Origin of the sequence: Halobacillus litoralis (assembly GCF_020171725.1) — a bacterium.
In the GTDB taxonomy this organism is placed as follows: Bacteria; Bacillota; Bacilli; order Bacillales; family Halobacillaceae; genus Halobacillus; species Halobacillus litoralis_F.
This window is the reverse complement of the sequence record NZ_JAIVAJ010000004.1, coordinates 217342-237228: the sequence shown is the minus strand read 5'-3', so window position 1 is coordinate 237228 and position 19887 is coordinate 217342. Positions and strand designations below refer to the sequence as shown.

Annotated in this window: 30 protein-coding genes; 18 read left to right on the top strand and 12 right to left on the bottom strand. The window is 48.0% G+C overall.

Translation table 11 applies throughout. The features are described from left to right. The first annotated feature begins 2 nt into the window (after positions 1-2). From nagA to LCM20_RS09930, 4 genes are all read left to right on the top strand, one after another. A complete protein-coding gene (gene nagA, locus LCM20_RS09945) occupies positions 3-1142 on the top strand; it encodes an N-acetylglucosamine-6-phosphate deacetylase (RefSeq protein ID WP_225195304.1) in 1140 nt (379 codons plus the stop codon). Then, positions 1139-1876, top strand: coding sequence for a glucosamine-6-phosphate deaminase (gene nagB, locus LCM20_RS09940; RefSeq protein WP_225195303.1), 738 nt, complete (start codon positions 1139-1141; stop codon positions 1874-1876). The genes nagA and nagB overlap by 4 nt, the downstream gene beginning before the upstream one ends. Positions 1877-1883: 7 nt before the next feature. Further along, the gene (phnF, locus tag LCM20_RS09935) at positions 1884-2606 is read left to right on the top strand and encodes a phosphonate metabolism transcriptional regulator PhnF (RefSeq protein WP_225195302.1); all 723 of its coding nucleotides are present in this window, start codon (positions 1884-1886) and stop codon (positions 2604-2606) included. An 81-nt stretch (positions 2607-2687) separates the two neighbouring features. Continuing rightward, positions 2688-3407, top strand: a complete 720-nt coding sequence (locus tag LCM20_RS09930; RefSeq protein ID WP_225195301.1) for a sugar isomerase domain-containing protein — start codon at positions 2688-2690, stop codon at positions 3405-3407. Between the two features lie 258 nt (positions 3408-3665). Here the strand turns inward: LCM20_RS09930 and LCM20_RS09925 are convergent, their stop codons facing one another. Beyond that, on the bottom strand, positions 3666-5285 hold the full coding sequence (locus tag LCM20_RS09925) for a pyridoxal phosphate-dependent decarboxylase family protein (protein ID WP_225195300.1): 1620 nt from the start codon (positions 5283-5285) through the stop codon (positions 3666-3668). Positions 5286-5435: 150 nt separating this feature from the next. Here LCM20_RS09925 and LCM20_RS09920 point away from each other — a divergent pair, with 150 nt between their 5' ends. The 3 genes from LCM20_RS09920 to LCM20_RS09910 are packed head-to-tail and all read left to right on the top strand — an operon-like array spanning position 5436 to position 7556. Beyond that, entirely contained in the window at positions 5436-5792 is a 357-nt protein-coding gene (locus LCM20_RS09920; RefSeq protein ID WP_225195299.1) for a hypothetical protein, read from the top strand. A 15-nt stretch (positions 5793-5807) separates the two neighbouring features. Next, entirely contained in the window at positions 5808-6515 is a 708-nt protein-coding gene (locus tag LCM20_RS09915) for a hypothetical protein (protein ID WP_225195298.1), read from the top strand. Between the two features lie 12 nt (positions 6516-6527). Beyond that, on the top strand, positions 6528-7556 hold the full coding sequence (locus LCM20_RS09910; RefSeq protein WP_225195297.1) for a methyl-accepting chemotaxis protein: 1029 nt from the start codon (positions 6528-6530) through the stop codon (positions 7554-7556). Positions 7557-7875: 319 nt separating this feature from the next. Here the strand turns inward: LCM20_RS09910 and LCM20_RS09905 are convergent, their stop codons facing one another. After that, entirely contained in the window at positions 7876-8334 is a 459-nt protein-coding gene (locus LCM20_RS09905) for a hypothetical protein (RefSeq protein WP_225195296.1), read from the bottom strand. Between the two features lie 121 nt (positions 8335-8455). Here LCM20_RS09905 and LCM20_RS09900 point away from each other — a divergent pair, with 121 nt between their 5' ends. From LCM20_RS09900 to LCM20_RS09885, 5 genes are read left to right on the top strand one after another with little or no spacing between them, the layout of a single operon-like run. Next, a complete protein-coding gene (locus tag LCM20_RS09900) occupies positions 8456-9025 on the top strand; it encodes a hypothetical protein (RefSeq protein ID WP_225195295.1) in 570 nt (189 codons plus the stop codon). A gap of 17 nt (positions 9026-9042) precedes the next feature. Beyond that, positions 9043-9600, top strand: a complete 558-nt coding sequence (locus tag LCM20_RS09895; RefSeq protein ID WP_225195294.1) for a hypothetical protein — start codon at positions 9043-9045, stop codon at positions 9598-9600. Between the two features lie 22 nt (positions 9601-9622). After that, on the top strand, positions 9623-10228 hold the full coding sequence (locus tag LCM20_RS09890; protein ID WP_225195293.1) for a hypothetical protein: 606 nt from the start codon (positions 9623-9625) through the stop codon (positions 10226-10228). 32 nt (positions 10229-10260) lie between these two features. Next, a complete protein-coding gene (locus tag LCM20_RS20075) occupies positions 10261-10383 on the top strand; it encodes a hypothetical protein (protein WP_263622037.1) in 123 nt (40 codons plus the stop codon). A gap of 2 nt (positions 10384-10385) precedes the next feature. Beyond that, positions 10386-10937, top strand: a complete 552-nt coding sequence (locus tag LCM20_RS09885; RefSeq protein ID WP_225195292.1) for a hypothetical protein — start codon at positions 10386-10388, stop codon at positions 10935-10937. A gap of 231 nt (positions 10938-11168) precedes the next feature. Here the strand turns inward: LCM20_RS09885 and LCM20_RS09880 are convergent, their stop codons facing one another. Beyond that, entirely contained in the window at positions 11169-11369 is a 201-nt protein-coding gene (locus LCM20_RS09880; RefSeq protein WP_225195291.1) for a hypothetical protein, read from the bottom strand. 110 nt (positions 11370-11479) lie between these two features. Then, complete coding sequence (locus LCM20_RS09875) at positions 11480-11623, bottom strand: hypothetical protein (protein WP_225195290.1); 144 nt, start codon at positions 11621-11623, stop codon at positions 11480-11482. A 534-nt stretch (positions 11624-12157) separates the two neighbouring features. Between LCM20_RS09875 and LCM20_RS09870 the strand changes: the two genes are divergently transcribed. From LCM20_RS09870 to LCM20_RS09850, 5 genes are all read left to right on the top strand, one after another. Beyond that, entirely contained in the window at positions 12158-12673 is a 516-nt protein-coding gene (locus LCM20_RS09870; RefSeq protein WP_225195289.1) for an SdpA family antimicrobial peptide system protein, read from the top strand. Further along, positions 12670-13560 (top strand): sporulation-delaying protein SdpB family protein, encoded by an 891-nt coding sequence (locus tag LCM20_RS09865; RefSeq protein ID WP_225195288.1) that lies wholly within the window; start codon positions 12670-12672, stop codon positions 13558-13560. Before LCM20_RS09870 ends, LCM20_RS09865 begins: the two co-directional genes overlap by 4 nt. Then, positions 13532-14116: a hypothetical protein gene (locus LCM20_RS09860; RefSeq protein WP_225195287.1), complete on the top strand. Its 585-nt coding sequence runs from the start codon at positions 13532-13534 to the stop codon at positions 14114-14116. The genes LCM20_RS09865 and LCM20_RS09860 overlap by 29 nt, the downstream gene beginning before the upstream one ends. A 15-nt stretch (positions 14117-14131) precedes the next feature. After that, positions 14132-14464, top strand: coding sequence for an SdpI family protein (locus LCM20_RS20255; RefSeq protein ID WP_225195286.1), 333 nt, complete (start codon positions 14132-14134; stop codon positions 14462-14464). Positions 14465-14594: 130 nt separating this feature from the next. Beyond that, a complete protein-coding gene (locus LCM20_RS09850) occupies positions 14595-14975 on the top strand; it encodes a DCC1-like thiol-disulfide oxidoreductase family protein (RefSeq protein ID WP_225195285.1) in 381 nt (126 codons plus the stop codon). A 294-nt stretch (positions 14976-15269) separates the two neighbouring features. Here the strand turns inward: LCM20_RS09850 and LCM20_RS09845 are convergent, their stop codons facing one another. The 3 genes from LCM20_RS09845 to LCM20_RS09835 form a co-directional block, all read right to left on the bottom strand. Beyond that, on the bottom strand, positions 15270-15476 hold the full coding sequence (locus LCM20_RS09845; RefSeq protein WP_225195284.1) for an aspartyl-phosphate phosphatase Spo0E family protein: 207 nt from the start codon (positions 15474-15476) through the stop codon (positions 15270-15272). A 67-nt stretch (positions 15477-15543) separates the two neighbouring features. Next, positions 15544-16623 (bottom strand): GGDEF domain-containing protein, encoded by a 1080-nt coding sequence (locus LCM20_RS09840; protein ID WP_225195283.1) that lies wholly within the window; start codon positions 16621-16623, stop codon positions 15544-15546. 87 nt (positions 16624-16710) lie between these two features. Beyond that, complete coding sequence (locus tag LCM20_RS09835; RefSeq protein WP_225195282.1) at positions 16711-16887, bottom strand: hypothetical protein; 177 nt, start codon at positions 16885-16887, stop codon at positions 16711-16713. Positions 16888-16996: 109 nt separating this feature from the next. On the opposite strand from LCM20_RS09835, the gene LCM20_RS09830 reads away from it, so the two are divergent. Beyond that, on the top strand, positions 16997-17179 hold the full coding sequence (locus tag LCM20_RS09830; protein ID WP_225195281.1) for a hypothetical protein: 183 nt from the start codon (positions 16997-16999) through the stop codon (positions 17177-17179). 6 nt (positions 17180-17185) lie between these two features. Here LCM20_RS09830 and LCM20_RS09825 read toward each other — a convergent pair whose 3' ends face one another. From LCM20_RS09825 to LCM20_RS09805, 5 genes are all read right to left on the bottom strand, one after another. Continuing rightward, positions 17186-17650, bottom strand: a complete 465-nt coding sequence (locus LCM20_RS09825; protein ID WP_225195280.1) for a ferritin-like domain-containing protein — start codon at positions 17648-17650, stop codon at positions 17186-17188. A gap of 218 nt (positions 17651-17868) precedes the next feature. Continuing rightward, a complete protein-coding gene (locus tag LCM20_RS09820; RefSeq protein ID WP_225195279.1) occupies positions 17869-18147 on the bottom strand; it encodes a hypothetical protein in 279 nt (92 codons plus the stop codon). Next, positions 18140-18478 carry a hypothetical protein gene (locus LCM20_RS09815; RefSeq protein ID WP_225195278.1) on the bottom strand — a complete coding sequence of 113 codons (339 nt, stop codon included), beginning with the start codon at positions 18476-18478 and terminating at the stop codon, positions 18140-18142. Before LCM20_RS09815 ends, LCM20_RS09820 begins: the two co-directional genes overlap by 8 nt. A gap of 65 nt (positions 18479-18543) precedes the next feature. Next, on the bottom strand, positions 18544-19038 hold the full coding sequence (locus LCM20_RS09810; RefSeq protein WP_225195277.1) for a hypothetical protein: 495 nt from the start codon (positions 19036-19038) through the stop codon (positions 18544-18546). 27 nt (positions 19039-19065) lie between these two features. After that, positions 19066-19869, bottom strand: coding sequence for a MerR family transcriptional regulator (locus tag LCM20_RS09805; RefSeq protein ID WP_225195276.1), 804 nt, complete (start codon positions 19867-19869; stop codon positions 19066-19068). Positions 19870-19887 lie beyond the last annotated feature (18 nt).

Sequence of the window (19887 nt, the reverse complement as noted above, 5' to 3'; positions counted from 1 at the left end):
GTATGTGGATTTCAAATGTACGGATTGTGACCGAGGAACGTGTCATGGAAAATGGTTCGGTTGAAATCGAAGATGGGCGCATTCGCCGGATTTCCGATCGGACCGCGCAGGAGCCGGAGATCGACGGAGGGGGCCACACCCTCCTCCCCGGCTTCATCGATGTCCATATCCACGGCGCTGCGGGGCATGATGTGATGGACGCGACGACCGAAGCGCTCGACGGCATGACGGCGAAGCTCCCGGAGGAAGGCACGACAAGCTTCCTCGCCACGACGATGACGCAGTCGCCTGAGAACATTTCGAAGGCGGTCCGGAACGTCGGGGCGTACGAAGCGTCGGGCGGTGCTGAGGTTCTCGGCATCCATTTGGAGGGGCCGTTCATCTCAAGCGGGAAAGCCGGCGCCCAGCCGACAGCCCATATCCTGCCTCCTTCGGTCGAGATGTTCGAGACGTGGCAGAACGAGAGTCGTGATCGCATCAAGCTCGTCACCCTTGCACCGGAGACGGAAGGAGCTCTTGATTTTATTGAAAAAATCAGCCGCACCGGCGTCGTCTGTTCGCTCGGTCATTCGGAAGCCTCCCTTGAAACGGCCAATGCGGCGGCAGACCGGGGAGCCCGCCACGTCACCCACCTGTTCAATCAAATGAGCGGGCTCCACCACAGGGAGCCTGGGCTCGTCGGGGCGGCCTTTCTGAATCCGTCCTTGATGGTCGAGATGATCGTCGACCACATCCACGTCCATCCGGATGCCGTGCGACTCGCCTATCAAACGATCGGCAGTGAACGTACGATGCTGATCACGGATGCGATGCGCGCGAAGTGTCTTGCTGACGGGGCGTACGACCTCGGCGGTCAGGACGTGACGGTGAAGAACCAGGAAGCGAGACTGGAGGACGGGACGCTTGCCGGGAGCATATTGAAGCTGAATGAAGCGGTGCGGAAGATGCGCCCGCTCGCCTCCTGGCAGGAGCTTGCCCGGATCACGTCCGGCAACGCAGCCCGCCAGCTCGGCGTGTTCGACCGGAAAGGCAGCATTGAAGAAGGCAAAGACGCAGACCTTGTGCTGCTTGATGAAGACGGAAGCGTCGTGCTCACGTTGTGCATGGGAGAAGTCGCCTATCAGAGAGGAGAATCATCATGAACATCATCGTAACGGAGACGAAAGAACAGCTCAGCGAACAGGCGTGCTCGATTTTCGAAGCCCAGGTGAAGGCAGATCCGGAATCTGTGCTCGGGCTTGCGACGGGCAGCACGCCGCTCGGCACGTATGAGAAGCTGATTGAAGGTTATAAGAAGGGAAACGCCGACTATCAAAGGGTGAAGACGCTCAACTTGGACGAGTATGTCGGACTCGGTCCGGATCATCCTGAGAGCTACCGGACCTTTATGGAGGAGAACTTGTTCGGGCATTTGAACATCGACGCGGCGAACACGTACATTCCGGACGGGACGGCGGATGATCTTGAGAAAGAGTGCCTGCGTTATGAAGAAGTGATTGAGAAAGTCGGCCCACCTGACATACAATTGTTAGGGATAGGAGAAAACGGTCACATCGGTTTCAATGAACCCGGCAGCTCGTTCGACACCCCGACCCATATCGTTGAACTCGCCGCTTCGACGCGAGAGGCGAACGCACGCTTCTTCCCCTCGATTGAGGACGTGCCGAAGCAGGCCGTGACGATGGGCATACGATCTATTTTAAAAAGTAAACGGATCGTGCTGATTGCCTCCGGTGAAAGGAAAGCACGGGCGATCGAGCGACTGCTGGCGGGCGAGATCGATGAAGCGTTTCCGGCTTCTGCGCTTAAGAATCACGATGATGTGACGCTGATTGTGGACCGGAATGCGTACCAATTTGTTGATGGGAAAGGATGAGCCACTGGTGGTAGATAAACGTTCGCCCATGCCGATGTATTATCAGATCGAAGAGGATTTGAAGCAGCGGATGGACACTGGGGAGTTTCGGGCAGGCGAGATGATTCCGTCTGAGCGCGAGCTTTCCGAGCATTATGATGTAAGCCGTATGACGGTTCGTCAGGCGATGACGAACATGGTCAATGACGGGTATTTATACCGCGAGAAAGGGAAAGGTACGTTTGTCGCGGAGCAGAAGATCGAACAGCCTCTGCAGGGCATGACGAGTTTCACGGAGGATATGAAGCAGCGTGGCATGGAGGCGAGCAGTCGTCTGATTGCGTTTGAGCGGCAGCCGGCGACGAAGGAGATCGCAGGTAAGCTTGCGCTCGGTGAAGACGCGGATGTCTTCCTCGTCCAGCGGATCCGTTATGCGGACAAGAAGCCGATGGCGGTGGAAACGACCTACCTCCCCGCCTCCCTTCTGCCTGAGCTGACGGAGGAGATCGTGCAGGGGTCGCTTTATGAATATGTAGAAAATGAGCTGAACCGCACGATTGAAAAAGCGACGCAGATGATCGAAGCGACGGTCGCAGACGATCATCAGTCCAAGCTTCTCGACGTGCCGGAGCACTCGGCTGTTCTCTTGATCGAGCGGAACAGTGTGCTGACGGACGGTACGCCGTTTGAAGTCGTGAAATCCGCCTACCGCGCGGACCGCTACAAGTTCATCAGCGACATTTACCGCTGAGTCGGGTGGAACAGCGGGGACGGTTCTCGTGTTTCATTTTGAAACACGAGAACCGTCCCCAAAAAAGAGGTGACAACCAAGATGAGCTATTTATCGAAGGCAGTGGAGACGTTGAACATTATAGAGTCTGAAGAAGGGCCGGTGATTACCGCGGTTGGCAGGCAGCTGGCGGATGTGATCGAAGGTGGCGGCATCCTTCATACGTTCGGCTGCGGGCATTCCGGCCTTCTTGCGCAGGATGCTTATTATCGTGCCGGCGGACTCGTTCCGGTAAGGCCGATTACGATTGAACCGCTTATGCTGCACGAAGGGGCGAGGCGTTCGAGTGAGCTCGAGCGTACGCCGGATTTTGTCACGCCTTATTTGGAAAAAGAACCGGTGCGGGATGGCGATATGGTGCTTGTCATTTCTGTATCCGGACGCAATCCGGCTCCGGTTGATACGGCGCGCTTCTTTAAGAAGAAGGGCATCAAGGTGATCGCACTCACCTCGCTCGCCTACTCGGACACGCAGCCATCCCGCCACGTGAGCGGACAGCGGCTTGAGGATGTGGCGGACTGGACGATCGACCTGCATGTTCCGGTCGGGGATGCGGCAATGTCGGCCGAGGGGCTGGATCAGGCTTTCTCCCCGCTATCGTCCGTGGCAGGAACGGCGGCCCTCCACGCCCTATTTTCCAAAACGATTGAGGACCTTCACGGGCGCGGGGTGGATGTGCCGATTTTTAAGAGTGGGAATATTGATGGGTCGGATGCGCATAATGAGAAGATGATTGAGCGTTATGGGCGGATTGGATTCTGAAATGAAAGAGACTCTCGTGGATGAGAGTCTCTTTTTTTATGTCTTCTATCATCTTCGTGGTTCTTGTAGCCTTTGTATGCATCTTACTTTCTCTTTGGGACTATTAACCTTGCTAACTGGTCGCTCGTTGTCCTATTTATCCTTTATTGGGACTACCTCCTCTGCTGTCTGGCTGCTCGTTGTCCCTTTTATCTTTTATTGGGACTACCTCCTCTGCTTGAAGCCGTTCACTATCCCATTTATCCACGCTCACAATGTTCAGCTCTGGCAAAGGACTTCTTTTTCCAATATCTCAAGCCTTCGCTCCAGGAAATCGATGTATTCCGGGATGCAGTCGACGGTGGTGTAGGGTGAGATTGAGAAAAATTTCTGGACGTAGATGGCGGGTCGTTCGCCTCCGCCCTGGACGGTGACGTATCGTTGTCTGGATGTGTTGCCGAAGTAGATTTCGTCGCGTTTCTGGCCGAGCACTTCGGCAAAGCGGCTGTTGAGTTTGTTGATGTCTTCGACTTCCTGGCGGGTGAGGCGGCCTTGTTTTTCTTCTTCCCACTGGGACTCGCCTGGGTAGAGGCGGAAGGTCGTGATCGGTGAGACGTCGTTGGTGACGGCGATGTTCGGAAGCCGGCTCTTCAGTGCCCTGCGGAAGGCGAGGTTCACTTCAATGTATTGGGCGAGTAAGCGTTGATAGCCTTCGATTCCAAGTCCGATCAGCGATGCATAAATCGGCAGGGAGCTGCCCATCCTTGAGCATTCGAGTGTGTAGCTTGTGTGATAGCTGCCGTAGCCGCGGTTGCCGACGTATGGGGTTTCCTCTTCGTTCAGGTCGACGTATTGGAAAACGGATGCGTCTTTCACAAGGAACAAGCTCGATATGTAAGGCGTCTGCCCGAGCTTGTGAAAATCGAAGACGAGACTATCGGCAAGCTTAAGCGATCGGAACTTCTCTTGAAAATGGGATAGCTCCTTTACGACGTCGCGCTTGAACTGAAGCGGATTGTCCACGAGTGGATAGTCGTTGAAGAAGGTGTACATTCCCCCCATGGCAGAATCGGCGTGAAGGTAAATCGGGTCAAGGTTGTGTGATTCTTCGACTTCGCGGCATATCTCCTTTACTCGTTTCACGTCGTCGATGCCGAACGTGTCGGTTGTGCCGGTACTGGCAAGCACGTAGATGGGGACTCCCCCATTCGAAATGACTTCCTTCATTTTTTTCATCAAATCCTCAGGGTCCATCGCGTGGTCGTCGCCGGTTTTGACGCGGATCAAATGGTTCGTTCCGATGCCTGCTGCTTGCATCGATTTGAACAGGCTGTAATGCGAAAGCTCTGAGCAGAAGGCATACAGGTTCTGCGGCACGCCTTCTTCGTTTGAATCCGGGAACTGGCGGGCGATGGCGAGCCGGAGTGATTGGAAAACAGCCCCTTGTCCACCCCACGTCGTGAAGCCTCCGCTTTTTTCAGGATCATATCCGATGATTTTTGAAAGCATGCTCGTCACTTTGACTTCAGCTCGTGCTGCGGCGGTACCTTCGACGTCCCAAAGATTGTTGCCGTTGACGAGCGTCATCATCACCTGGCCGAGCAGGCTCGGAATGTTCGGCAGTGGTGACGCATTGGCCACATATCGGTGATTCCCAAACCGATGTCCTTCTGCGAGCTCGATCAGCTCCTCGATTACTTTTTTCACAGAAGAGGATTCGATTGGCAGGTCGGATGGCTTGTACATGTCTTCTTCTGCCGGCAGGTCACCAAGCGTCAGACGTTCCGGGTCCTTCAGCTCATCGATCCTGGTCAGAAGCTCTTCCAAATATCCCACGAACTGTTCTCTCTCTTGTTCGTTTCCATCTACACTTGGGTAGAAAGATGTGATTGGTTTCATTTTCTTACCCCTTTCTATTTTTTCCCTTCGAGACTATCGTAAACGATTCGATGAAAAAGGAACAGAATAATACAACGTATGCGAATTTTCTTCAAATTTGTCTTATATTGTCGATAGATTAAATGTATACCAAAAAAGTGAGGTGCTTGTATGGAAGGATTGGTTGTCGATAGGAAGAAGTACAAGATGGTCGTTCAGGAGCGGGAGAAGGCTGTGAAGATCCAGGTTTACGGCTTGATCCGGTCCGAGGATGCGACCCAGTATATGACGGATTTCGAATATACGATCGGTCAGGTTTCAAAGCGTGATTATACGCTTGTGGTGGATGCCACATATCAGACGACGGTGCCGTCATCGGTGCTGGAGCAGCTAGACCAGACGCTCGTCTTTTACACGACGCTCGGGTTCAAGAACGTACAGATTGTAAATCCGAATTCGAAAATCGCCCAGGTGCAGCTTCGCAATGCACTGGAGCGGATCGACTTCAGCGGAAGCGTCATTTCATAAGAGGAGGAATTCATTTTGCAAACAAATACAGCTTATACGTACCACACACTAAGAAGCGATGAACCAGAATTACTCGACCAAACCGCAGCCTGCCTCGCGCGTTCGTTCGTTGGAATCGATGTCAACGGCCAGTGGATTCAGGAACCGATGGTCGGACTACTGGACCTGCCGTATGACGACTTTTTCGCCTTTACAAAAGAATACCTTGAAGCGACGGTCGACCAAGGCTACTGCATGACGGCGCTTGACGAAAATGGAAATGTTGTCGGCGTGATGGCCGGGGATACGAGTGCGCCGGAAATCATCGGCGAAGACGTTTTCGAAGGGGACTTCAAGGATATGAATGTTATCCTGCACGTGCTCGAGGACGTCGATCAGCAATTCATCCGCGACTTCAAGCTGAAGAACGGACGGGACATCGAGGACGGCGAAGCGCTCCACTTTTTCATGCTGGGTGTAACGGCGCCTGACAACCGCAAGGAAATCATCCATCAACTGATCGGCCAGCTGATTGAGAAAGCCGAGCAGGAAGAACTTTCTTTCATCTACTTAGAAGCCACCAACAAAAAATCGATCCACATCTCAGAAAAATACCACCAGTTCGAGCCCTACCACAATATCGACGGAAAGCCGGTCTTCCACTCCTATAAGGATAACGACCGATTGAACGGCATACCTGAATCCATCGCAGAAGGCACCACCCTTTTGTACAGAAAATTATAAGGAGGCGACAGGATGATACTCTATATTTCGATTGCGTTGAATGTCGTATTTCTTGCGACGACCATCCTCTATATGGTCAAGTCCAGCCGTTTGAAAAAACTGCTGCTTTCGAATGAAGCGGCGATGGCAGAGGTCGCAGCAGCGGAAGCAGCGGCTGCCGTTGCTGTGCCTGAACATAATGAAGTGACCGATGAACGGGTCGGATCTCTCGTAGAAAAAGGAGAAGATGCGGTCGAGCAGGCGGACATCGTGCGTGCGGCGATCGATGAAGTCGGACGCGGCATCCGCAAACAGCTCGCCTCAACAGAGGAAAGCTCGGCGGCGCTTGAAGAAATGAACGCCTCGATTGCCGACTTGTCCCACCAGTCTTCGGACATTTCCGAACAGTCGAAGCTTGCGCTTGAGCTGACGGAAGAAGGAAATGAGCGGGTCAAGACGTCGATGGCGAAAATGAAGGAATTGAACAGCACGGTCAACGACTCTTACAGCGTTGTGAAGGAACTCGGAACGAAATCGAAGGAAATCGGCTCGATTGCACGTGTCATCACGGATATTTCCGAGCAGATCAACCTTCTCTCCTTGAATGCCGCGATTGAAGCGGCCCGCGCCGGGGAGCACGGAAAAGGATTTGCGGTCGTAGCAGATGAAGTGCGTAAACTAGCAGAGCAGACGCGCAATTCCTCCGACCAAGTCTCCTCCATTGTGCGCGGCACACAGGAAGAAACCGATTCGGCCGTCGCTTCTATGGAAAAAGGCCTGCAGGAATCAGAAGAAACGAACGCCTCGATTGAAGAGCTCGGCGGACTGTTCCAACAGATGCTCGAGTCGAACCAGATCATTGCCAAAAACAACGAAGACACATCTGCTTCCACGCACGAAATGTCAGCGGGTATTCAGCAGATTGTCTCGTCCGTCGAACACGTAACCTTCATTTCACAGGAATCGGTGGAGATGTTCGATGAGCTGATGGAGATCAGCGACAACGAAATCGCAACGATCGCCAGTCTCACGAAGGATATTGCATCAATCGGAGATAGATAGGTGGAACACGGGGACGGTTCTCACTGTTTCGCGTGGTGAAACATGAGGGACGGTTCTCCTTGTTCCAATTTCACAGAAAAAGGAAAGAGACTTGGGCTGGTTGAGCTCAAGTCTCTTTTTTCGTTGGCGTCGAGGAGGCTGAAATGGTAGTGAAGCACTTTGTCACGACCGTTTTGATTGATGCCGGACGTTAAAAGAGTCGAGATGCGGGCTCTCACGTCCTTTTTCAGTCAGAAGAGCGCAGAAAAGAGTGCAGAGACTGATGCTCTCGACCGTTTTAGAAGATGAAACACGGAGAACCGTCCCCTCGTTCCACCGCTCAGAGATACACCTTCCAGTGGTTCCGCTTGGCGAGGCAGCGGAGACCTTCGTCGAAGAACCAGAACAACAGCGAGGCTACGACAGCCACAACGCCAATCCCCCAGCTGACTGCATCGAGCGGTTGGTGACCGCTGACCACACCGAACGGAAGATAAGCGTCCCCCAGCACGATGTTCAGTGGAATAAACGCCGCTCCGAGCATCACGTGGAAGGCGAGCGCGATTTTTTTACGATGACGACACTTCATGGTGCTCCATTCCGACAGGATCGATGCCGGCAATCCGTACGTCATGACAACAATGAAGACACCCCACAATAGGAAGGAAAAATACATCACGCCTTCCATCCAAGTCGCGCTCAAGTAAAGGAAGACGGGTACAAAAAGCAGGCTCGTGGCAAGGACGGTCGGAAACACAGCGCCCGCTTTCCTGAACAGTGTGCCTAAGATGCTTCCCATACCGAATCCCCCCTCCGTCTTTCCCCTATTATTCCATAAATCTCGCTTCCACGCCTTCCTTTTGAAACCTTTTACTGGTAAATTCGTATATGTACTATACATATCAGGTTGGAGTGATCCCATGGAACAACTGGAACTGAAACGCTTAAGAAAAAAGCAAATGCTGCACGTAAACTTATCCTTCATTCCGATGGCGATCCTATTCGCATTGACGGTGCTTCTGGAATTAAGCGCCAAGCCATTCTTCCTTATCTTGCTGGCCGTCATTGTCGTGATCAGCGCAATTGAATGCTATCTTTATTTCACTAAGCGCTATGCGTTTACAGAAGATATGAGAAAGCTCGCGGAATATGAGCAGAAAAAAGTCGGGGAGCTCGCTTACCGCAAGGAACGCAGGGGGAATGTAATTGCCTCGGTATTTGTCATCTTGACCATGATCTTTAATTACGTGATAGCGGTACCGAATATGGGAGCGATTTTCGCCGTTCCATTCATTTGGGTAGCTATCGTTTTGGCCCCCATCATACTAGGACTTCTCAACTGGTCTACCGCTTCACGCGCGAAGCGGATCGATGCTGGAGAACCGTTGCGGAACGTACGCCGGGGCAACTGGAAGAAAGGCCTGCTCGCAGCCCTGCTCGTCGTCATCGCCTCGCTCATCACCACCTATTTCATGATCATCATGATCTGACGAAAGGAGGCTCGCGGATGGAACAGAACGAACTGACCCGCCTTAGGAAAAAACAACTCATTCTCTTGAATGTTTATGCCATCATAGTCTTTCTCTCCAGCTGGCTGCTCATTTATCAAGTCAGCGGCCGCACGATCTATGCCCTGCTCGCTCTTTTTTGTGCCGGCTTCATCGCCACCGAAACGTACGGACTTTCTACAGGCCGCTACTTGATTTCGAAGGATATGAAAAAGCTGATCACGTATGAGAAAGCACAGATCGGTGAACGGAGGTGGGAAAAAGAGAAACGAACGGCGATCATCACGCAGGTTTTCGTGCTGTTACTTGTCGCCTTTCAGTATTTCATGACGGAAAAAGGAGAACCATTTTTCCCGACTGAAGTGGGCTGGCTGTTTGGACCCTTTGCCCTCTTTCTTGTTCTTATCATGAACGCAGGAACGATTTCGCGGATGAAGAGAGTCGATGCTGGTCAGACGAATTTCACGAAAAAAACACGGATGACCGTCCTACTCACCGGCATTCTTCTCGTTCTCACATCGATAACGATTTCGTTTTTCGTCATCTTTGCAGCTTAAGTAATAAAAGGAGTGAACGCACATGGAAAAGCAGGAACTCAGCAGGCTACGTAAAAAAAGGATTCTTCTTTATAATTTGTACGCATTCATGATCATGGTAGTCGGCCTCATACTGTTGACCCAGGCAAGCGAAAAGCTGGTCTTTCTCACATTCAGCATCTGGTTTACAGTGGCAGGTGTGCTGGAGCTGGTGAAATACAAAACCGGTCGGTACGCCTGGACAGAGGATATGAATGCACTTGTCCTTTATGAAAAAGAAGCGATGGATAGAGGAGCATTCAAGGCAGAGCGGTTCACGCAATACTTTTCCCAATTGGTTGTTGCCTTCCTCGGCTGGACTCAATATTTCATGGCCGATAACAGACCTTTTGTAATAGAACCTCTCTATATGTGGATCATCATAAGCTTCGCGGTCATTGTGATCGCCACGCTGAACATCGGGAGAATTCTACGTGACCAAAAAATCGATCAGGGCAAAGGCACCTTTCAGGAGATCCGCCGCATCAATTGGATCATGTCGCTCTCATCGCTTGCAGCCGGCATCTTCGTCCTACTTGTGATTTCATTCGCCTTTAACTTGAATTGGAACATTGGGGACGGTTCTTCCGTTTCACAGCCAGAACGCTGACGAAAGAAGGTTTCACTTTGACTCTACTTTTTATGATTTTAGTCCTGGCAGGAATTTATGCGATTTTTGATGCGCTCAGAAAGATCAACCAGAACATACTCGACCAGACAGAAGAGATTAGAAAAATGCGCGAGGAAAAGCAACAGGAGGTGTAAAGATGGAACAGCATGAACGCAGAAAGTTACGGACGAAACAGATTCTTTTTCTAAACTTTTTGATATTCAGTATCATCGGCGCCGCACTGCTGCTTCTCTACTACACAACCGATACCGTTTTCTACAGTGTTTTTGCCCTCCTCTTACTCACGATTTCAATTTCCGAGTGGCAGAAGTTCAGAACCGGACGCTATGCGTGGACGCCTGACATGAGAAAGCTCATCCTCTATGAGAAGGATGTCATGGACGATCCATCCTTCGAAAAAGAAAGAAAATCAAAATTCAAAACCCCCCTCCTGCTTTCGTTGGTGGTCCTCGTAATTGCATTTTCCTCCAACAACGAACCGATGATCTTCGATGAGGCATTGCTTTGGATTGTCGTCTGTACGGTTGTCCCTGTCATCATTCTGTTGAACATTGGTATTGTGAGGCGGGCACGAAAGGTGGATAACGGGAACGGGTACTTCCAAGAGATCCAGAAAATCCATTGGACGGGTGCGTTGGTCTATTTCTCATATACGATTGTGTTGAGTCTGATGTTGGTTTTGATTTGAGGATAACGTATCCTATTTGAAAACCGTCGTGAGAATGGCTCTCTCGACTGTTTCAGAATCAAAAAGCTGTAAAAAGTGTCGTGACGAGCAGACTCTGGACCGTTTTTAGGTTCGATGACCTGAGAAACGTTTGTGAGAACGGTTCTCTCGCCCGTTTTCGACCTCATAGCAAAAAAGAAAAGGAAGCACGGGACAAGTCCCGTGCTTCCTTTTCTATGTTATGTATGCCCTTCATCTGATCTTGCCTGGTTCATCTGCATACCACTCCACCCAGCCGCAGTCCCCGCAGACGAATGGATTGATGCGTGTGTTTTTCTTGTTTGAGAACAGCTTATCCCCATCAGCGTTCTTGACTAGAATCCCTCTCATCCCCTGATCGACATAACATTTCACCATGTCCCCTTCACACTTCTCACATATTCGATGATTCATTCGATCCATCTCCTTTTCTTATTTCTAAAGGGTCGACGCAAAGGTGAACAGCGAGATCAATAAGAAAGCGACCCCTACGTTCCTTTTGTTCTCACGGTCAAGCACGTTTTCTAAACCGATAAGAAAAACATGGCCGCCACAATCATCATAACCTCATCGACTAAAAGAAATGCCCCTCCTGAAAAGAGGTGAAAAAGGATGGCGCTTAGTCCAATCACAGTCACGGCAATATTGAAGTTCTGGAACCCCTTCATTCGATTTCCCCCTCCCCTATCCTACGACTCAGGCAAAGAAACGTTTCGGGAAGATGAATAAAGCATAAGAAAGGTGGCGTAGATCATTTGAACACGTCACCTTTCTTATGCCAATTACGTTTTCACGACATAAAGAAAATTTTAACATAAATTCCCTTTGGAAAGTGTCAAATTCACTTGGGAAAGTCCGTTATAAATTTGTAGGTTAGGCCATTGATTTCAAGGTATCTTTCCCAAGTCCCATTTAGAAGGAAAAATATAGAATTAATCGAATTCAGTCTATACACTCATATGAAAAGGAGGGAATGACAAGTTCGACACAAGTCTTTTCATAATGAATTCACCTTCGTCCTAACAACTTGATAATAGGCTTGCCTGTTTTAAATGAAGGAAGGTCATCCAAGGAACAAACACGAGGGAATACCTCATCAGTTTGTTCACAGAAAGAAACGATCGTGTTCAGACTCCTCTTAATTCCAACGTTTTAAGAAAAGTCTGCTTAGGAGGTGAAATAAATAAGGAGTTGATAATGGAATGAATTTCAAAAGTGACAAAAGAAACCTTTTCATTAGTTTAATTTTAGGATCTGCACTTCTTTTTGGCCTAAGTGTTTTTATCAACTTAGTTCCTTCCAACCCTTTGTTGGGAAAGAATGCTATGTCTCAATTGGCACCTCAAGGATTTGCATTCTATAGCAAAAGTCCTTCAGATGATGTCTTAATGATTCATGAGAGTTCACCACAGATTAACTTACCAAATGCCTCCCCGCATAATATATTTGGTCTGAGTCGTCATGGTCGCTCTCAAATGATTGAATTGGGCTCTATCGAAACAGATTTTCCGAACTCTGAATGGGAACCGTGTAAAAGCGAAGAAGAGTGTGTTGAAATAGCCAATGAACAAGACCCCACCATTATTGATGAAGAATTTAAGCATTTGGAACATGGTGAATATATTCTTTACTATAGAGAGCCCCTCAACTGGTATTGGAGAGAATACGAGGAAACGAGTTCATTCAATGCCAGAGTGATAAAGGTGAAAATCATATGAAGCACTTTCAAAATCAGGTCAAGGATATGAAGCTCTTCAACAATTCTTATGCGATTGCACGTACTATATTGGCCATCAGCACCTTTATCACAATAGGGTTTAATTCAATGGCTGTTCTAGCCCCTCTTGAAAGTCAAGCATCTTCAGAGTATCTGGTTCCATCATTCTTTGTTCTTGGTGAGGCTATAGGGATGAATCCCGAAATAGTCAGATACCTCATCATTTTGTTGATGGTACCAATTATGCTTGGGTATTACCCTCGTGTATCTGGTGTACTACATTGGTATATTTGTTACAGCATTCATACATATGCCATTGTACTTGATGGTGGGGATCAAATCGTTACAACGCTCACTTTTCTGCTTATCCCTTTAACACTATTGGATCATCGCACCAACCATTGGAAGCCGTTCAAACAAAAATCTTTTTATAGAAATCTCAGCTTTTTAGCCTTCACTTATGTTATCAAAATACAAGTCATGCTCATCTACTTGCATGCAGCTATTGGTAGGATAAAAAACGATGAATGGGGCGAAGGAACGGCACTCTACTATTTCCTGACTGATCCTATGCTGGGGATAGCGAATTATCAAGAGTTCTTTATGGTCCCTATATTGGAAAGCGGACTTGTTGTCATACTCACTTGGTCCGTCACACTATTCGAATTGTTGTTGGCCTCGGCATTGTTTTGGAAAGATCGATTTAAAAAATACATTCTGGTTGCAGGTATTGTCTTTCATTTAGGGATATTGCTGACTATAGGCATAGTAACCTTCTCAATTACTATGTGGGCAGCTCTGCTACTCTACTTATACCCTGTCCAAGAAGACATACCATTAATAAGGAGGAAATTAAAGTATGAAAAACAACAAAAAATGGCTAGCTAGTATTTTGGTAATCCCGTTCATTTTGGCATCCACGATTTTTTCCAACAGCATGTCTCCCGTTCAGGCAGATTCAGATTTCTCTGGAATTGAATACATGCAGGGAATTGTTTTTGGTTATGGCCCTGTTGGAGATGTCTTATTCGCTGAAGAAGACTCAAGAGAACCAACTGAAGAAGAGCTCGAAATCATTCAGGAGTTTTCCAGTTATATCGAGTCCGAGCATTCTGATTCCGTAGAGGATTTGAAGAACTCGATTCTTGCAAAAGACCCTAATGCAACAATGGAGAGTTTAAAAGTGGTTTCAGAACATTTAAATCAATTCGTTGAAGATCGAGGCGATGAACTAGCCACTACTGGTGAAGTAAATGCTCAGTGTGGTGTTGTAGCTGTTTGCGGAGCTGCTGTTGTCCTCATCGCTCACCAGTACGTAGGTGTGACATATGCTGCAGTAGGCGGAGCAGTAGTCTATTTGGCAGGCGGAACATGGGGTCCTGGAATTGATTCAGTCGAAGAACCTGAGAGAGCTGTTGCGTACACATTAGATAAACTATCTTAGTAGAGGGAGATCATCATGTTAATATTCCTTACGGGTTTAGGGTGTTTAGCAGCAAGCATCGTTTTATGGAAAGCTAGTCCAGACAACATCAACAGTGTCTACGGATATCGAACGAAAAGGTCTAAGAAGAATAAGAAGTTATGGGACTTTGCCCAAAAATATTCTGCAAAGGTCTTATGTGCAGTGGCAACCTTTAATATTGTGTTGGGTTTTGCACTGATGTTCGTCACTTATAGCAAAGAATACTATTTGTTTTATGAGTTAGGCTGGAGTGTTCTTTCATTCCTCCCCGTTTTTCTTCTGACGGAAAGGAAATTAATCAAGATAGAACGATCTCAAGCAACCTAACAACAAAAACGCAAGTTCCTATTGTTCACTCTTCATAATTTCCAAGACTAAAAAAAGAAGGGGCTTCCCTTCTTTTTTTGTTAGTCAATGCATTTTAATCTAATGGTTCGATCTAAAAGGAGGTCATGATTTGCAACATTTAACGGTCTATTATGATGGTAATTGCCCTCTTTGTAAAAATACAGTTATGAAATGGAGGAAGTTGGATAAGCGACGAAGGATTGATTTTGTATCTTTCAGAGACCCACATATAAATAAAGCTCTTCCTTTTAAGGTTGAGGTATTAGAACAAGAAATGTGTTCCTACAGCTCATTGAGCCAATCCTATTACTGGGGCTTACAAACATTCATTCAAGTTCATAAAAATATCCCCCTTCTTCATTGGACAGTACCTCTATTGTTAATGGCTGAAAAGCTAAGATTGGGTGATCATGTGTACCGTTTTATAGCAAGCAAGAGGAAGATCCAAACAAATCAAGGCACATGCAATGATTCATGCTCTATAAAGTGATTTTGTGTGGAAACATTGGGGACGGTTCTCTTGTTTCATAAAAAAATAGACTTGAGCACATCAGGCTCAAGTCTATTTTTTATGGAATGGTAGTGAGACGTAACTGTCACGACCTTTTTTCACTCTGCGGACACATGAAATGGTTGCGAGAAGGTCTTATCAAGACCATTCTCAGCATCTTAAAGAGTCAAAACGGTTGTGAAAGACTATCTCTCGATTCATTCCATCCCGTGAAACAGCAAGAACCGTCCCTACTGTTTCACGGGATGAAACAGCGAGAACCGTCCCCTTGTTTCAGCGCTCCCTAAAGGAAGCACGAGAACGGCTCAGCTGCTCTTGAGCTTTGTTCTCGTGCTTCTTCAGTTCTTCCAATTGATTCAACAAATCATCGAGTTCCTGAGATATTTCTACGACGCGTTCGTAATCGAAGGATTGACGGTAGGCTTCGTATAATTTCTTCCGGAGAAAGTCGATTTCCCGTTCTAAGTATTCTTTAGACATTCTTTTCCTCCCTGAGGTGTTCCATTTAGTTTATATCCTATCGAAAGGAACACTAAACAGGGAAAATCTAGCTGCTTGATACACATACTTTGTTGCGGCCGGTCTTTTTCGCTTCATATAGGGCATCGTCGGCATCTTTCAACAGCATCGGCGGACTCTTCGTTGTTTCGTTAAAGCAGGCGAGTCCGATGGAGACGGTGATGTTGATGATTTCACCTGTCGTCAGCAGAAATAGGTGCTGCTCCACGTTTTTTCGGATTCGTTCACTGATCTGTCTGCCGCGGTCAGTCGGGCAATCGAGCAAGATCACAGTGAATTCCTCTCCCCCGTTCCGACTGACGACATCGAAGGAGCGCACGGTATTTTTCAAAATGTTGCCGAGCTCGATCAGCACTCGATCGCCTTCTTTATGTCCGTACGTATCGTTGACGCGTTTGAAGTGATCGATGTCGATAAACAAAAGCGACAGGTTCTCTTTCTTTTCCTGGGCTTGTCGGCTGACGTCGTTGAAGACCATGTCGAACTTTCTGACGTTGTTGAGGCCGGTCAGGGCATCGGTCACCGCTTCTGATTTATATTTTTCCAACACTCTCTGACTCTCTCGTACGTATTCCACGACATAGAATGACGTGAAGCCTGCTATGTAGGACATGCCCCAGTACGACGGGATCAGTACCCATAGAAGGTCAGAAGCGCTGATCAAATAACAGATGATGATGGTGAAAATGACGTTTGATGCCGTCAGGGCGATGAACACCTTCAGGCTCCTTCTCACATTCACCCGTCTTGAAAGCAGCGTCGCTACCGTAATAAATACGATCATGAGTAAGGCAAGCATCGAGGACGTATTTACCCCGATCAGAAAACGGCCGAGTCCGATCAGCCCCATCGTGATAAGGGCCGGAATACTGCCGCCGTAATAGGCGACGAGGATCAGCGGGATGTGCCTGAGATCCACGATTGATTCTCCGAACTGCATGCTGTACTGCATCAAAATATTGCTGAGCACACCTGCCAGGATCCCTGCCGTCACTTTTTTCTGAAGGGAAGAGGATGACAGGAGTGGGGATGATCGTGTCAATTGGGTATAAAGGAATAAGCTTGTTATTAGAATGGCTACATTTGAAATGAGTTCTTTGATTATCACATGGACCACCTCTTGAGAATTATGCATCGGTCCATTTTATTATACCAACGCAGGTATCATATACCACTATTAAATGATTCTTAATCCTCAAAAGCCGCTCGAATCTTCTTCCTCTGCATCTTGTTTATTTTTTTGTTCCTGTCGGTTCAATTGAATGGAGATCATGATCAGCACCGCCAAAATCATTCCGAGGAATACACCTGGTCCCAAGGCACTGTAAAACAACCAGCCAAGCACCGCACTGAGGCCTAACGTTAATAACATATAAATTGGTAATCTTCCATAAAACAGCCCTCCTCTCCTCCACCCTATCATAGCGTTCGAGTCGTGGACCAGAATGTGTGGTATATAATGGATAGAAGGAGGAATGTTGATGACGTATTATCTTCTGCAGGCGGTGCGGGTCATTGGTTTCATTTTGATGGCTTATGGGCTGAGTATCCAAATGGAAAACACGTACAGCATAACTCTGAATGCGATGGGCCTAGGACTTGGATTTCTGGTCGTGACGACGATTGCGCTGGAAGTGTTTTTTGTCGAGAGGAAAAAAGAGTGAAGACCGTTAGACGTTCATCAATAAAAAGCCGAACCTCATGGCGTGTTCGATTTCGTCCGTGAAGCCCCGCAAGTATACGTCTCGTATGGTTTGGTCTTGAGTCATGAGGTAGAGGTTCCGGTATGATTCATACGCTTCCAACTCATCACGGTAGGCGGTTTGAAGGCCTTCCTTGAAGTTCTTGAACGGAACGGGTTGAATGGTGTATTCAGGCGGCGCGCCGGTGATTCGTGTGTACAAATTCGTAAACTCTTGAAGGTGGACCTTTTCATCTTCTAACGCATGGACCACATCTTCTTCGGCTGCTTTTGTCGGAGCCTCTTTAGCAAGCCTTGTATAAAACTCAATGGCCGTGGCTTCCGCTTCAATGCTTTTCACAATTTCATTAAGTAGCTTCTGTGAAGTGCCACCATTGCGCTGCTGAACATATGGATAAACGCTCGAAAAGTAATGAGGGTGATAATAATACAAAAAGAAAACCTCCCCGATTTTTGTTCCGCTCCATCTTATGCCCTTCGTGTCGAAATGTTTACGCGAGTGGTAAAATAAGGAGCATAGATGCGTGTTTACAGGAAGGAGTTGAATCTATGAAACCTGAGAAAAAAATTCTTCTTATCGGCTTTGTAGCTGCGTTCTTCGGATTGATGCTCTGGGACGGCGTCAAAGCTTTGTGGCGTATGCTGTTTTAATCAACAGATGGAAGCACCGAGGATGGTGACGGCCCCTGTATCATCGCGGACTGAAGTCGTTCCCTGCTCACAATTGGCATCATTCACCCACTCGACAACAAAACGGTTCCCTTTGTGAGTGATGGATGTGATCTCGACATGACCGATGTCCTTTTGATGGTGTTCGATGACGATTTGTTCGGCCTGCTGTTCTTCGAGTTCCTCTCTATCGCTGCAGCCGATAAACGCCGCTATACATAGAACGAGGAGCCCTACTAAACGATGTTTTTTCTTATTCACCTGGAACATATCCCACCACCTCATTTGCTTTCGGCTCTACTAGAACCACCGGAGTACTGACGACCACATTTTCCTTATCCTCGAACCTGATAGAGAGAACTTCTTCCCCATGAAAAGATTCATCCATAAGCACGTAGTCTTCATCCACCACCACTTCAGTCACTTCGGCATGGTCACCGTTTCCTTTCGCTGTCTGATCCCATCCTTTGCTTTCAATGAACAGCCAGGCGGTGTCTATGGATTCTTGGTATGTAGTGCTCTGTTGTTCTGTTGAGCATCCGCTTATCAGACAGGCCGACAAAATGGCAGCACCTATAAAAGTGTATCTCATTCCCTCATCCTCCCTTCTGTCATTGGACGCTCAACTTTAACAGAAGTTACAGTCGTTCGTGCGATTCATTCCACGGGGACAACCTCCAGGGAATTACCATCTCCTTCATAAACCGCAGCAAAATAACCCGTCTCCTCGTCCACCTTCAATGTTCTCTCCCTGTCGGTCCCGGTCATTCTCATTTCCTCAATCGACGAATCAAAAGCCTGCCCGATCAACACGGCAACCTCTTCACCATCTGTTTCGATATTGAAACCAGACGCCGTATAGGATAAGTCCCCTTCTTTTTGAAAATCGGAGTACGGGTGGCTTCGATACCAGCCGTATCGTTCATTATGCTCGACAATTCGCGCTGTCCCGACTCCTCCCATGTGTTCATAGAAAGCAAAAGTTTCTCCCTTGAACTCCTCTACTGCCAAAAGCTTCCCTTCTCCTTCATGGGTCAATCCTGCTTTGATGGCTTCTTCTTTTGTGCTCTGCCAATCGATCGCGGATTCCGGGGTGCAGGCTGTCAATAAGATTGCCAGTACCACACTTGCCGGGCCAATTATCCTCTTCAAGATACACTCCCCCTTTCCAACCTCAGTTTACCATATGTTGTTAAATCCGACTGTGGGTTGCGATGGGGCAGTTTTTTCCACCTTCCTCGTAATCTGAAAAGGAATACGCCCATCTTCAAAAATCGCAAAATCTGTAGCGATATCCTTTAAATACAGAGGACCACTAGTGCGGTACTCACTTTCCTCCAAAACAGACCATGCCTTCCGAGCATTCCGGACGATGTTCTGCTCGTCTGTAACGAAATAGACTCCCGCATATGTCCCCGCGACTTTGCTGTCATTCGCCTCCTCGCGACTACGGACGCTCTGGAACTTATTCATTTCCATCCTCCCACTTGCTTCCCCATCCACGTTCATCATGATTCCAAAATGATAGCCGTCTAATAAGAAGTTCGTCACGATTCCTTCCGGCGATGGTGAGCGGTCCACAAATAAGAGTTCTTCCTCGCAGTCTTTTAGAAAAACATGATGGTGACCGACTTCTTGGTAGTGCTCCAGCTCAAGAATCTTTTCGTTCAAACTCTCCTCCACCTTCACTAACTCCTGGATCTTTTCTCCGATCTTACGTTTCTGCTTATGAAGCGTATCAATCCCTTTCGGAACGTTGTCCGCAGAAAGTTGCCGCTTGATTTCCTGCAAGGTGAACCCTACACTCTGCAGCGCTTTGATCTTACTTAATTGATCGATCTGATCATAGCTGTAGCAGCGATAGCCGTTCTCTTTTACAATCATAGGTTTGAGCAGATCAATCTGGTCATAGTAAAACAAGGTTTTTTTATTGATGTTGCAGATGTTGGCGATTTCTCCTGTAGTAAATGTACGTTTTTCCATAGTTCCTCCTTGAGTGTC

Bases quoted from the DNA above. Each gene is read 5' to 3' on its own strand.
- nagA (WP_225195304.1), top strand. From the start codon at position 3: ATGTGGATTTCAAATGTACGGATTGTGACCGAGGAACGTGTCATGGAA.
- nagB (WP_225195303.1), top strand. From the start codon at position 1,139: ATGAACATCATCGTAACGGAGACGAAAGAACAGCTCAGCGAACAGGCG.
- LCM20_RS09930 (WP_225195301.1), top strand. From the start codon at position 2,688: ATGAGCTATTTATCGAAGGCAGTGGAGACGTTGAACATTATAGAGTCT.
- LCM20_RS09925 (WP_225195300.1), bottom strand. From the start codon at position 5,285: ATGAAACCAATCACATCTTTCTACCCAAGTGTAGATGGAAACGAACAA.
- LCM20_RS09920 (WP_225195299.1), top strand. From the start codon at position 5,436: ATGGAAGGATTGGTTGTCGATAGGAAGAAGTACAAGATGGTCGTTCAG.
- LCM20_RS09910 (WP_225195297.1), top strand. From the start codon at position 6,528: ATGATACTCTATATTTCGATTGCGTTGAATGTCGTATTTCTTGCGACG.
- LCM20_RS09905 (WP_225195296.1), bottom strand. From the start codon at position 8,334: ATGGGAAGCATCTTAGGCACACTGTTCAGGAAAGCGGGCGCTGTGTTT.
- LCM20_RS09900 (WP_225195295.1), top strand. From the start codon at position 8,456: ATGGAACAACTGGAACTGAAACGCTTAAGAAAAAAGCAAATGCTGCAC.
- LCM20_RS09895 (WP_225195294.1), top strand. From the start codon at position 9,043: ATGGAACAGAACGAACTGACCCGCCTTAGGAAAAAACAACTCATTCTC.
- LCM20_RS09890 (WP_225195293.1), top strand. From the start codon at position 9,623: ATGGAAAAGCAGGAACTCAGCAGGCTACGTAAAAAAAGGATTCTTCTT.
- LCM20_RS20075 (WP_263622037.1), top strand. From the start codon at position 10,261: ATGATTTTAGTCCTGGCAGGAATTTATGCGATTTTTGATGCGCTCAGA.
- LCM20_RS09885 (WP_225195292.1), top strand. From the start codon at position 10,386: ATGGAACAGCATGAACGCAGAAAGTTACGGACGAAACAGATTCTTTTT.
- LCM20_RS09880 (WP_225195291.1), bottom strand. From the start codon at position 11,369: ATGAATCATCGAATATGTGAGAAGTGTGAAGGGGACATGGTGAAATGT.
- LCM20_RS09875 (WP_225195290.1), bottom strand. From the start codon at position 11,623: ATGAAGGGGTTCCAGAACTTCAATATTGCCGTGACTGTGATTGGACTA.
- LCM20_RS09870 (WP_225195289.1), top strand. From the start codon at position 12,158: ATGAATTTCAAAAGTGACAAAAGAAACCTTTTCATTAGTTTAATTTTA.
- LCM20_RS09865 (WP_225195288.1), top strand. From the start codon at position 12,670: ATGAAGCACTTTCAAAATCAGGTCAAGGATATGAAGCTCTTCAACAAT.
- LCM20_RS09860 (WP_225195287.1), top strand. From the start codon at position 13,532: ATGAAAAACAACAAAAAATGGCTAGCTAGTATTTTGGTAATCCCGTTC.
- LCM20_RS20255 (WP_225195286.1), top strand. From the start codon at position 14,132: ATGTTAATATTCCTTACGGGTTTAGGGTGTTTAGCAGCAAGCATCGTT.
- LCM20_RS09845 (WP_225195284.1), bottom strand. From the start codon at position 15,476: ATGTCTAAAGAATACTTAGAACGGGAAATCGACTTTCTCCGGAAGAAA.
- LCM20_RS09835 (WP_225195282.1), bottom strand. From the start codon at position 16,887: ATGTTATTAACGTTAGGCCTCAGTGCGGTGCTTGGCTGGTTGTTTTAC.
- LCM20_RS09830 (WP_225195281.1), top strand. From the start codon at position 16,997: ATGACGTATTATCTTCTGCAGGCGGTGCGGGTCATTGGTTTCATTTTG.
- LCM20_RS09815 (WP_225195278.1), bottom strand. From the start codon at position 18,478: ATGAGATACACTTTTATAGGTGCTGCCATTTTGTCGGCCTGTCTGATA.
- LCM20_RS09805 (WP_225195276.1), bottom strand. From the start codon at position 19,869: ATGGAAAAACGTACATTTACTACAGGAGAAATCGCCAACATCTGCAAC.